The organism is Fructilactobacillus sp. X7R4C1, assembly GCF_059901115.1.
Map to the genome: position 1 here is coordinate 1 of NZ_JBWXVD010000005.1, position 12,957 is coordinate 12,957.

At 36.6% G+C, this 12,957-nt stretch carries 11 protein-coding genes; 7 read left to right on the forward strand and 4 right to left on the reverse strand.

The window, feature by feature from the left end; all coding sequences use genetic code 11:
- Positions 1–2,435: BspA family leucine-rich repeat surface protein (locus tag AC6UC9_RS05635; RefSeq protein ID WP_500701388.1), on the reverse strand; the 2,435-nt coding region annotated here is incomplete at its 3' end.
- Between the two features lie 676 nt (positions 2,436–3,111).
- On the opposite strand from AC6UC9_RS05635, the gene AC6UC9_RS05640 reads away from it, so the two are divergent.
- The 6 genes from AC6UC9_RS05640 to AC6UC9_RS05665 all read left to right on the forward strand — a co-directional run bounded on the left by AC6UC9_RS05640 (position 3,112) and on the right by AC6UC9_RS05665 (position 8,795).
- Positions 3,112–3,732 carry an ion channel gene (locus AC6UC9_RS05640; protein ID WP_500701389.1) on the forward strand — a complete coding sequence of 207 codons (621 nt, stop codon included), beginning with the start codon at positions 3,112–3,114 and terminating at the stop codon, positions 3,730–3,732.
- Positions 3,733–3,871: 139 nt separating this feature from the next.
- Positions 3,872–4,054, forward strand: coding sequence for a hypothetical protein (locus tag AC6UC9_RS05645; RefSeq protein ID WP_500701390.1), 183 nt, complete (start codon positions 3,872–3,874; stop codon positions 4,052–4,054).
- A gap of 3 nt (positions 4,055–4,057) precedes the next feature.
- Complete coding sequence (locus AC6UC9_RS05650) at positions 4,058–4,663, forward strand: hypothetical protein (protein ID WP_500701391.1); 606 nt, start codon at positions 4,058–4,060, stop codon at positions 4,661–4,663.
- Positions 4,664–4,925: 262 nt separating this feature from the next.
- Positions 4,926–5,060: a hypothetical protein gene (locus AC6UC9_RS05655; RefSeq protein ID WP_500701392.1), complete on the forward strand. Its 135-nt coding sequence runs from the start codon at positions 4,926–4,928 to the stop codon at positions 5,058–5,060.
- 168 nt (positions 5,061–5,228) lie between these two features.
- The gene (locus AC6UC9_RS05660; protein WP_500701393.1) at positions 5,229–7,961 is read left to right on the forward strand and encodes an SEC10/PgrA surface exclusion domain-containing protein; all 2,733 of its coding nucleotides are present in this window, start codon (positions 5,229–5,231) and stop codon (positions 7,959–7,961) included.
- 159 nt (positions 7,962–8,120) lie between these two features.
- Positions 8,121–8,795 carry a hypothetical protein gene (locus AC6UC9_RS05665; RefSeq protein WP_500701394.1) on the forward strand — a complete coding sequence of 225 codons (675 nt, stop codon included), beginning with the start codon at positions 8,121–8,123 and terminating at the stop codon, positions 8,793–8,795.
- Between the two features lie 114 nt (positions 8,796–8,909).
- On the opposite strand, the gene AC6UC9_RS05670 is transcribed toward AC6UC9_RS05665, so the two are convergent.
- Positions 8,910–9,917: an FRG domain-containing protein gene (locus AC6UC9_RS05670; protein WP_500701395.1), complete on the reverse strand. Its 1,008-nt coding sequence runs from the start codon at positions 9,915–9,917 to the stop codon at positions 8,910–8,912.
- Positions 9,918–10,807: 890 nt separating this feature from the next.
- Positions 10,808–11,362: a restriction endonuclease subunit S gene (locus AC6UC9_RS05675; protein WP_500701469.1), complete on the reverse strand. Its 555-nt coding sequence runs from the start codon at positions 11,360–11,362 to the stop codon at positions 10,808–10,810.
- A 7-nt stretch (positions 11,363–11,369) separates the two neighbouring features.
- On the opposite strand from AC6UC9_RS05675, the gene AC6UC9_RS05680 reads away from it, so the two are divergent.
- Entirely contained in the window at positions 11,370–11,942 is a 573-nt protein-coding gene (locus tag AC6UC9_RS05680) for a restriction endonuclease subunit S (RefSeq protein ID WP_500701396.1), read from the forward strand.
- 9 nt (positions 11,943–11,951) lie between these two features.
- On the opposite strand, the gene AC6UC9_RS05685 is transcribed toward AC6UC9_RS05680, so the two are convergent.
- Positions 11,952–12,869: a site-specific integrase gene (locus AC6UC9_RS05685; RefSeq protein WP_500701397.1), complete on the reverse strand. Its 918-nt coding sequence runs from the start codon at positions 12,867–12,869 to the stop codon at positions 11,952–11,954.
- Positions 12,870–12,957: the final 88 nt, after the last annotated feature.

Genomic DNA, 12,957 nt, shown 5'->3' on the forward strand with positions numbered 1-12,957 from the left:
ACTTGGTATTGTCCGGGTACTTGGTTATTAACTTTCGAAGTATCAATCTTGGTAATCTTTGCGGGAGTTCCATCTTCGTTAGTTGCACTGGCACCGTAAGCTGCGGCATCGGTTGGTACATCGTCGCCGGCATAGATTGAAATGCCATGAGCGGTAATGTTAGCTTGATTAACCAAAACTGTTACCGGAACAAAGAAGGTTTTACCGTTGGAAGCAGAAATCGCAACTTGGTATTGTCCGGGTACTTGGTTATTAACTTTCGAAGTATCAATCTTGGTAATCTTTGCGGGAGTTCCATCTTCATTAGTTGCAGTGGCACCGTAAGCTGCGGCGTCGGTTGGCACATTGTCACCAGCGTAAATGGTGATGCCATGGGCAGTAATGTTGGCTTGATTTGCTAAAACAGTGACCGTAACCGTCATGCTTTGACCATTTGAGGAAGTGATGGTGACTGGGTATTGTCCGGGAACCTGATTATTAACTTTTGAAGTATCGATTTTAGTAATGGTAGCTTTGGTGCCATCTTCATTGGTAGCCCCAGCGTTATAAGCTGCAGCGTTGGTTGGAACAGCATCACCAGCGTAAATAGTAATTCCCTGAGCATGAATTGAGGATTCATCTTTAACTGGATTACCCCAAACCCATGTTCCGGGATGAGCTTCACCGTTGGTTAATTCATCTGAAGACAAGGCGTTTTGACCAGGAATCACGTGGCCATTGGCGTCGACTTGAACCCAACCAGCGTATTGACTAGGAACCGCTGGCAAATGGGAATCCAGCAAACCAGTTTCATTGCCTAATTTGAGTTCACTTAAACTTTGATCGTTTGCCAGCATGTCAGTCGTGTTAGTGGTTTGGGTATCAAAGTTAGAAAGGTCCAAACTTTTAAGGTCATAGCAGTTGGCAAACATGTTACTCATCGACGTCACGTTACTAGTGTCCCAGTTGGTAATTCCACTTAGGTCCGTGATGCTTTGATCACCGTTAAACATGTAACTCATGTCAGTTGCTTTACTAGTATTTAAGTTTGAAAGACCTTTGATGTTGAAGCCGTCAGTTAAAACACCGGTTCCGCAGAACATGTAAGCCATATCAGTTACATGACTGGTATTAAAACTACTTACATCTAATCCTTCCAATCGATAAGTAGATTGGAACATGCTGTGCATTACTTGAGCACTATTAGTATTTAGCTTGTTTATACCGTAGATACGCTTCAAAAATTGATCATCTTTAAACATGTTATAGAATCTAGTTACCTTTGATGTATCAATGCCACCAAGGTTTACATATTCAAGTTTAGTTCCGGTCATTCCATCCAAACCAGCGTTGGTGTAAAACATAGCATCCATGTCGGTTACATTACTGGTATTCATTCCCGTCAAATCGACCGACTTAAGTGCATGGTTGTCTAAGAACATATTGGTCATTTTGGTACAGTTCGAGGTGTCAAGGTTGTACAAGTTTTGATAATCTTGCACACCACTCCAATAAGCAAAGAGACCGTTAGCGTCATCAACAATTACCTTGGAATTAAAGATAACGTGTTGAACTTGTTTATAATTTTCTTGCAACCAATCATCAAGTTGAAATTCGTTGCCTAAGTCTCCACTGTCATTAAATGAGAGTGTTCTAGTTTGGGCATCATAAACATACTTAGCAGAACCCCAGGTTCCCTGTTGCGTCTGGTCAGCTAATTGAACGTTTTTGACTGGTTGAGCGTTAAATTGAACAGCTTGGTTATTTTGAACGTTGTTAGCAACTGAATTAGCTTGATCATCAATCTTTTCGACTGGTTTTGGTTCTGGATTCGTTGGAACAACAGCCGCTTTGTTTTGGTCCACCTGTGGCTGGTCGGCTTTGACCGGGTTAGTTTGCTGCTTCACACCCTGGTTATCAGCGTTTTGATTGGTAGCTTTTTGATCGGTTACTTGTGATTTGTCGGGCTGAGCATTTGAAGCATCAGTCGTTTGATTATTAGTCTGTGATTGGTCCTGTTTAGCAGGATTGGCAGTTGATTGACCATCATTTTGCTGGTCATTTGATTGCGCAACTGCTGGTTGATCGTTACCGTTTTGGTTTTGTGCTGATGGAGTAACGGTGTTCTTTTGAGTCGTTTGTGATTCCGCTTGCGCATTAGTTGCTGCAGGTTGATTTGATTGGTCATCTGGCTGCTGCTCGTTAGCAGTCGGTGCTTTATCAACCTGAGTTTGATTATTAGTTGTCGTTGGGTCAGCTTTAGTAGCATTTACAGGAACTGCGCTACCTGCTGCTTGTGCATCGGTTTTCACATTATTTGTAGCCGGTTGAGCGGTGGTATCAGCACTTACTCCGACGGCTAAACCAGACACGGTAGCAAAGGTTACCAGCCCAGCGACCATCCACCGCTTTCCAGCTTTATACATTTTGAAATGTTTCTTTGGATTACTTAACATAAAAACTCCTCCCACTCCATTTAAAAACACGCTTTGTGAAGTAATAATAATTACAATCACGGCCGTTAAGGTCCATTGCCAATCAAGTAATTAATTAATACTTCACAAGAATAACGTGGTTTGAACAAAATTCACGAAGTATTTTATGAACAATTTATTAAAAATTAAAATAATAGACGGAACAATTCGTAGAGTGGCAATAATTTGAGTACATCATCACAATTTAGATGGTTTTAAAATATATGTTACATAACATAATATTTGTAACTTTTAGTGTTGCTTGTAGGTAATTTGTGAAAAATAATTATGTGATTTCCATAATAATTTAATAATCATTATTCGATTATAATCGCCGTCTGGTGTGCAATTTCTCTGATTATAATTTTTATTCCATGATAAAAATTGATGTATCACAACATTATTAGCAATTCAAATATGAGAACAAAAATAAAAAGAGTTCACTATCATTTTTGGTAGTGAACACTTTTGAAGTTGTTATAAATGGTCCTAAGGACTGGTAAAATAAATATATACTATGTGATGGGTGATGTGAACGTGACTAAACCAATTATCAGAAATACCTACGATGCATTGATTATCTTATTAGCAATAATTTCCATTGTGCTGACCGTTCTTCAGTTCTTAAATAAGCTTAATCTTGACGCTGAACCAATACGTGGCTATTGACGATGCCATCTGGGTGATTTTTACCGTCGACTACTTCGGTGGGCTCTTGCTTGCCAAACCAAAATGGCAGTACGTAAAAACTCATCTGTTTGATTTACTCGCAATCATTCCGTTTGGGTACGGCTTATCTTTCTTCAAAATCTCTCGGGTAACCCGATTAACCCGCATCTTCCGACTTTTCAGGGTCGCGGGTGTCCTTGGTAAATTCAAGGAACGAATCGAACGGTTTCTTAAAACCAACGGCTTTATTTACCTATTACTCATATGTACGATTATTATCTTATTGTCAGCCGGCCTCTACTCCATCGTCGAAAACACGTCGCTCACTAACTCGATCTGGTGGGCCATCGCGACTACCACGACCGTCGGCTACGGTGATATTAGTCCTAAGACCGAAATTGGGAAGGGAATTGCCGTGGTTTTGATGTTAGTGGGCATTAGTTTTGTAGGGATGCTGACGAGTACCCTCACTACCTTCTTTTCCAAGGAAACAGACCACGGACCCGTTTCAGAAGCAGACGAGATTCGCAAATTCAAAAAGTTAATGGACGATGACATTATTACTAGAGAAGAGTTTGAACAAAAGAAGCGGGAATTGTTGAGAAAGTAGCACATGATTAAGACTTAACGTTAATAATTCTCTATTATTAAATATTCATAAGTCATTTTTGACAAAACAGTCATTTAACCTTATGATATATAGTAAGGTGATTTGTAGACAATATATTGACATAAGGAGGATGTTTATTATGGCAACTAAAAGTTTTAGTACTAATTTTAATTTCACAACAAAGTCTGCTCGTTCACTATATGACGCAATAAACGAATCCAAAAGAGTAGATATTAAAACGACAAAACCCGTTAAAGAATTTAGTAGTAAAGATCCTAATAGCTTACATCAAGAATTTGATTCATTATTTAGGAGAAAATAATTAGTGGCGTATAAAATTGTGAGCTTAGGCGATCTATTAGAGAATTACAAGGAACCAGAAATAACAGAAGTGTTCAACACCTTTCAAAGTAAGAATAAAGATGTTGAACACTTTTTAAAGTCTAAATCCATTGAATTTCAAAGGGTAGGATTATCAAGAACAACTTTAGTATTTTCAAATGAAAAACATCTTATCGGCTATTTCTCCATTTCTACAAAGCCCTTAACAATTTCAAGGAAAAACTGGAATAAACTTTCTCATAATATTCAAAAAAGATTAAATCCAATGGACGCACAATCATCACAAGGAACTCACGAAATTAGTTCCATTTTATTAGGACAATTAAGTAAAAACAATCGATATTGTCAAGAAATAAGTGGTAATGACTTATTATCTCTAGCTTACGACAAAATACGAGAACTCTGGAAATTAGGCGGTGGAAGAGTTCTTTACGTTGAAGTTGATGATAACCCGAAATTAGACTATTTTTATTGTAAAAATGGATTTAGAAGACTAGAAATTAGATCTGGCAAGAATGATAAAGACATTATTCCATATAAAACACTAAACAAACAAAACTTGTATGTAAAAAAATTATCAGATATTTAATTGACCATTTATACCAATAAAAAAGATTATCTTCGAATAAAGTGACCCATAATCATTAGATTATGGGTCACTTTATTAATGGCCTCTAAAAACAACAAAAGACTTAGATTAACGACATTTGAAATCAGCTTCAAATTGCCTTCTCTAAGTCTCACATTTGTCTTTAGTATCAAATAGTCAACCATAAGGAGCGATTTGCGCTCGCTCCTTACTACATTTTTAGTATAACACACTATCATCAATTACATATGGGAGGTATGACATGAAAACTAGAGAATGGAAAATTGGAAAGCACATAACCATCACGATGACACCACACCGGCCAACGTATAAAGACTGGCTCGGATTAGCCTTAATCATCTTCATCATCGCTTTGATTATTTGGTGGCTCGTTTAAATCCAAACTGAATATGATTAAACCAGTGCTTTACGCGCTGGTTTTTATTTATTGAAATAAAATAAACTCACATAATTATCACTTTTTACTTAAAAAAATTGTATTATAAAAGTCCTTATAGTATTATCAATTATGCAAAATAATTTATAAGCAGAAAGGACTTATGTTATGAGTAAATTTATTAAGTATGATAATTGTAAGGTATCAAAAGATGATAGTCATCAGTCGCACGTGAATCCAGTAAGGCTACATAAACGTTGGCTAAGGATTACTACTAGAAGCGCTTTGGTAGCGTCGGGAGTGTTTGCAGTGGGAGTATTCAACAATGCTGCTAGTGCAAACGTCCAGACGCAACCCACTATTCAACAACAAAATGGCACGTCTAATGCTATCTCAACTGATCAAAATCAGGTCAACCATGACAAGACGGCTGTAAACACCGACCAAAAGAACGTCGATTCCGACTCTCAAGCCGTAAGCAATCAACAGGGTGTGGTAAACAAAGACCAAGCTGCCGTTGACCAGGCTCAAAAAGAAGCGGCCGATGCCACTCCCGAAAACATCAAAAAGACTCAGGACCAAATTAATCAGACCGATAACGACATTAAAAAGGACCAAAGTCAAGTTGATAACGATCAAAAAGCCGAGAATGACGCCCAGGCGACCGTGGAGAAAGATGAGAAGAACGCTGATAATACTCAGCAGGCCCAAAATCAAGCCCAAAACGCTGTTAATAACGACCAGAATCAGTTAAACCACGATACTGACGCGCAAAATCAGGCGCAAAGTGCCGTTGACAACAACGAACAGAGCACCAAGGACGCCCAGCAAAAACAAGAACAAGCTGAACAACAAAAAGCGGATACTCAGACCACGCTTGACAACCTAGACAAGTGGCAAGCCGCCACTAAGAAAAAGCATGACGAGGCCGAAAACAACGTTAAACACGACCAAGATGCCATCAATAAAACGAACCAGGACATTAGTAACGCGCAAGATGACATTAGTTCATGGAACTCAACCCTTAGTGACGCTCAGAGTACCTTAAACGACGAGAAACAGTCTGAGAGTGCCTTTGAGCAAAGCATTCACATTCCCGCTGGCATGACCTTACAGGGCTTTCAGCAATGGAAGCAACAACATCCAAACGAAAACGCATCCGACTGGTTCAACCAGTTTGATAATGCGGCAATGGCTGCCAACCACTATCAACCAAGTGACATTGCGAAGCAGGATTATGTCCAGGTCGGGACTAACAGTAATGGCCAGGAAACCCCACAATTCACCAATAATCAAAAACTCGAAATGGCAGAATACGTCCAATGGCTCATTAATCAAATCCACAAACAGTTTGGTACCACTGACGTTGAAATTGGTAGTTATAGTATGGGCCAATTCGTTGACGACTTGGTAAATGCTTATAACCAAGATGATTGGAACATTAATAACAAAAATGGTTATGACGTCAACGCCATCAACAACTTGGCAGCCAAGTATGGGCTGAAAGTCTATCCCGGAGTGGACGGTTACGAAATCGTTACCCCTGGTGACATGACCTTTGACAACTACACCACCATGGATACCATCTACTCCAAACTCTACAGTATGATTATGAACTTGCTGTTTAATGACAGTAAGGCATCGGATGCTCACGAGATGAGTCTTCTGGGTCTCGACCCGCATACCGGAAACGTCAATAACGACAAATACCTTGGCATCAGTGTTGATAACTACGGTCAAATTCACTTGGTTTTGATTAGCCCAAGTCAAATTCAAGATTCGACTAAGTTTAATGTAGTTGCTACATTTATCGCGACTCCCGAAAAACTTGAACGCCAAATCGATGACACACTCGAATTAATCTCGGACTGTAAAGGAGCAATCAAACGTGCCCAACAAACGCTAGAAAACTCACAAAACAAGCTGGGACGTCTGACCAATCAATTAGGTAACGATGAAAAGCAAGTTACTCAGTATGATCCAGATAAATGGTCCGCTAACATTCACAAGGCCAAGGCCGAAATCAACGACTTAAACAATCAGATTGCCCAGCAGCAACAGACCATCGATCATAACAACGCTGCCTTTCCTGGCTTGCAGAACAAGTTAGCCCAAGCCAAACAGCGGGTCGCAAACGACACCAACCAACTTCATAACGATCAAAATAAGTTACAAAAGGCAACGGCCGCTAACGAACAGGCTCAAAGTGATTTAGACAAGGCCACCCAAGACCTCATCAACAAGCAAAAGGCCCTTGAACAAGCAGAAAAGCAACTCCAAGATGACCAAGCTAAACTGGCCGCCTTACAAAAACAACTGATTAATTACCAAAATGAAGCCAATAACTTAGCGAACGCCAAGGCCAAACTAGCCAACGATAAGGCAAAGTTAGCCGACCTTGAAAAACAAACGGGCGCCGATCAAGCCGCTTTAGATAAAGCTAAAAGTGACCTGGCAAAGGACCAAGCCGCACTGGCTCATGACGAGCAGGCTGCTAACCAAACTAATGGTCAAAACACGACCAAAAAGACGCACGCTCAAATCATCAACCACGCCATTGACCACGCGCAACGGACCACGAAACCACGGGCAGCTTACATCAACCACGCGGAAACGGTTCGTCCTGAAAGCGTCCAGGCCAATACGTCCGGTGTAACCCCGTTAACCGAAGTTAAGTACCGCATCAGTAAACAAGCCGATAATCATTTGACCACCTCACCGCTTGCTTATCGTCAATCTGTCAAGGTTGATAAGCTGACGAACCAGAAGAAGGGAATTTCAAACGTGACCCTTCCTCAAACCGGACAATCAAATACCACTTGGTTATCAATCGTCGGACTTCTCACCGCTCTGATGGGCATCTTTGGATTTGCTGACAAGCGCAATAAATACCTCAAATAATCTTTCACACATTGATATCCTAATAAACCCTAGTGATCATCACTAGGGTTTATTTTTTAATCGTGCTAATTGGATTTTATTTTAAATAATCGAAATTCATAAAAAATTTCTCCTTAAAGTCCGTATCTAATAATGAAAGAACAAAAAAGGAGAGATATCATGGAACTAAATGAATTACCACTGAATCTATGTGAACCACTTAAGCGAAAGATGCGCAACGAATTTGCGGTCGATATCAACTCGATTTTACCGTCACAGGTGAACCGGAAACTGACCACCTACGCCGTTAACTGGGACTCGGTCCTGTTGCTCATTAATTTAAAGGACGCCCACAACCAATTTGATTCCCTCGTCGTCGACCGTGTCTCAGGCTTTACCCTCGTGAAGCAAACCACCAACGTCTTAATGAAGGAGCTGTGGCAAAAGAACCACTTGTCCCTTGATAAAATCAAAACGCTGGCGGGTCACTGTCAGATTAGAAAGAACATCCCGTACGTTCGAAATGACGTCCAACTCCTGCGCTTAAAGCCCATTGACCATTGCAAGCGCAACACGTCGTGGGTCGCCTATCACAATCTCAATCATGTGATTCGCAGGGGCGACGACCGATTAGAACTGTACTTCAACGACATCGTCACACCAATTTATCTGGACGGCTCTTTTCCCTTTATCAAGAAACAGGAGGAGTATTCATACAAAATCAGAAGTTTGGAGGAAATGATATCCCGACAGGTGAATAACTTGTTTGGCTGTCAAGATGGTGGTAATTCTAACTATCACGGTCCGATTTCAGGTGGATCAGGATGGGAAGAATTGAACGAGCTATTGAAATAAAAATTGACGTACAAAGATTAAATATTTAAATAATTAACCTGTAATATTACCGATAGATAAAAAGTAGAGTTAGTATTACATACTAACTCTACTTTTTATCTATATACTTATTTATTAAAGAAACCTATTCTTTAGTTCACTAGCTTTTGTTTCAAATTCACTATTTTCGTTAGGATATATCCCAATTTCATTTATATGCTTTGTATCAAGTTCATTCATTATAGTTTCTTTATAATCACTAGGAATAACAATTGGACAATGTTTTAAAAATTCGTCTTCTGTACTAGAATCAGATTGATAAACAAACCAGCCCGATTGAGCAGAAATTCTATCATTACTTTTTCTTGGTTCAATCAAAAATTGATCATTTAATTGTAAATCACCAAACCAACACTGACGAATGATACTAGTATAATTTTCTCCTAAAATATCTTTAAGTTGACAAATACATTCATCCCGCAAATTGTAATATTCTTTTTTTCTGTTCTCCATTTCATTGTTTATCTGATCAACATTTTTATTAGGGTACTTTTGCAATGCTTCAACCTCAAAATCATGTTTTTTATTTACTTCCTTCACAATTTCTTCAAGCATTTTCTTATTTTCAATACCTTCAACTAATTCAACATTAGACAAAAGATTAGCCCTATTACTCGAATCATTACTAGTCATTTTATCACTATAGTCTGTACTAAAGCACTGATAAATGTATGCATCATCAGTTGAATGCTTCTTATCATTGTCTTCACAAGCAAAATAAGCAGCAACATCAACATTAGTTGTAACGTCTAATAATTTAGTTGGTAAACCATAATGTTGCATAAAAGATAGTTTATCAAATGGTTTTGGTAAACTATCAAATTTTTTAGGAAATTCAGCCATATATTCATTATACATGGCAGATAAATTTGGACTATCAAATCTACTTGCTAATGTCCTGTTTGGATTGGGATACTTTTTAGCTTCTCCTCTAAATATTTGTGGATCATCGGTTCCTTTAACTTTATTTCCGATAATATTACTGGTAGATCCATTCCCAGTATTAGTTGGATAAACCAATTTAACTGCTTTATGAATATCATCAAGTGATTTACAAACTATACTGCCATTAGTCATTTCCATAGATTTCCTCACTCTTCTTATACATTACTATTTAATTAGTGAATAATTTAATTATATCATTTCCAATTAATTGAAAAATACATTTAATTGCTTATAAAACAAATCACACTTTTAAAAAACTAAAATTAGGAAGAAAAAGTTAACATAATAAGTAAATATTTTGATGGATTCCTAGAAATAATTAGAAACTTAGTTATTTATAATGAATTGCATCATGTAGTTTCTATAGATGGGATTACTAAAGATACTCAAATTAATAATATTATTATGGATAAAAATAAATCAAACACTATATATAAAAAAATTGTAAAGAATGTTACCAATTAATTGAATCTTAAAACAGAATTTAATAACATCAAAATCATTTCCAGAACAAAGTATAATGTTATGCAAAATATTAAGTTGAGTGAAGATGAATTAGAACCTGAACATATTTTGCCCAAAACAATGTCAAAATATCATCATACTAAACAACAAGCAGTATCTCTAAATACAAATCACATAAAAAATATACATTTAATTGTTAATTTTTTAAAGTCTAAGTCAAAAAGTGTAACTTCAATCTCTAATAAACAAAATGTTACTTCAATATGAAATTTTAATTTTTTCTTCATAAGCAACTAAACATGTAGGTAAAGGAGAATGTAAATATGAATCATATAAAAATTATGGAAGAAGATAAACGGATACCTAAAAAAATAAAAATTAGAAATAAAAGATTAGCAAACTTAATTATAAATGCATTAACCATTTTTATATGCGTCATATTATGAATATAAAATTAACTCTAATCATATTTTGATAAATAATCTATATTAAAAAATTTGAATAGTTTATATTTGTAAAATAATTCTGTGAAACACAATTGTGAAATTAATTATTAATTTGTTTTAATTAAAACACTTATACTCATTGGCAGCGATAATATTATCCATTACATATAATATGTTACCAATTTGTTTTTGTTCTTTTAAACTTGGAATGGTTAAATTAATTTTTTGTAGATTTTTCTTGCTAATTCGTTTACGAGTGGATCCACTAACATAAGCATTTATTTTATTTAATGTTTCATTAGAATTAATTAATGAAATCAAAAACATGGAATCATTTTCTGAATTGGGTCTTGCTACTGCCACATCGACAACTGTAACCATCTTAATCGGATTATTTGGAACTAAAATAGCTCTTCCAGCTGGATCTGCAAGTCTACAAATTAAAATATCGTTTGGAAATACTTCATTCCCATTTAATTGTTCAAAATCGGAATTATTTATATATTTTGCTGTTTTATGATTATCTAAATACTTTCCCACTCCAATATTACCTGTTTGAATGACTCTATAATTCCCATTCTCGTGTATGTGTTCTTTTTCAATCCAATTTCCATCAGAAAGATTCGGGAAAAGCTCACCTAACTCACGCTGCTCCCAAACTAAAGCGCATATTTGCTTTGTGTATTTAGCTTACCTTTGGGAGCAGTGTAAGCTTGGTGATTTTAGTAATTCATACGCAGGAGGGACGCCATCAGTTACTCATAAAAGTTATTATGGGGGTGACATTCCGTTTATTAGATCATCAGAATTAAATTCTAAAATTACAAAATTATCTCTTACTAAACAAGGGATAGAAGAATCTTCTACTAAACTTATAAAAAAGGGAAATGTTTTGTACGCTTTATATGGAGCTACAAGTGGCGAAGTTGGAATCGCAAAAATAGATGGGGCCATTAATCAAGCAATTTTATCCATTGATACCGATATGGATAATGATAATTACTTTTTGTATTTATTTTTGAATTTTAATAAAGGAAAAATAATTCATAAGTATTTACAAGGCGGTCAAGGAAATTTATCTGGACAAATTGTTAAAAAAATACTTATTAAAAAGCCAAGAGATATAAAAGAACAGAAGTACGTAAGTTCTTCCTTTGGTAAAATAAATGATATTATCGCTGCCAATGAACTTAAGCAAAAAAGTGTCCCTACTGTAAGTTATGGACACTTTTTTAGATTTTTAGCTATTTAATTTCACAATCTAGATCAAACTAGCCAAATGTTTCATGACTTTATCATTATCCTGATTTTCTAACTCTTGAATAATATGAAGATATGTTTGTTGCGTTGTCGTCATATTAGAATGTCCCAATCTCCTCGCTACCGAAGCAACACTAACGCCAGCATACAATAACAAAGATGCATGCGTATGACGTAGTCCATGGATCGATATAACTGGAATATTAACTTTTTTACACAGTCGTTCTAACTTGTGATTAATCGTATCATTATAAACCTTGCCATGAACGAAAACTGGCTTATCTTGCGGTAAATTCTTCGTTAGCTGAGAAAATTGGATTACTGTTTGCCAATCTAAGGGTATCTTTCTGACTGAAGATCGATTTTTTGTTGGTGCATAGCCACCTTCAGCTGACTTATAATTCCATGTTTTACTTATATTAAGTGTCTGATGAGCAAAATCAAAGTCCTCTGGAGTAACTCCTAGAGCCTCAGCAAACCTTAATCCCGTCTTAGTTATCAATAGAATAAAGTAATCCCAATTAACTTCAGACCCTAAATCTAATGAGTTTAAAAGTGCCTGTAACTCATATTGATGTAAATACTTAATCTTGTGTTTCCGTTGTTTAACACCCTTAATAATCGCCTTTCTAGTTGGATCACGGTCAATAAAATCCTCTTCTAGCGCATCAATCAATGATCCCTTTAAATGCCGATGAAAGTCCATCGTTGTTTGTCGTTCATGACTTTCAGCATAATCATTTAAAAGTTGTTGATACGATAATCTACTAAGGTCTGACAACAATAGTTCCGGTGCCAGTTTTACCAACTGTTTATGAGTCATAATGTACTTTTCATAAGTAACATCCCTTACCGCATCTAACTTATATAACCTCATCCATTGATAAAAATATTCGTGAAACTTTACATCCTGTGCCATTAAAGCACCTCCATAAAAAATAAGTCGTTAGAAAGCTAACGACTTATTTTATCCTAAAGGTTTCACTCATCAGGATCATAATTTAAAT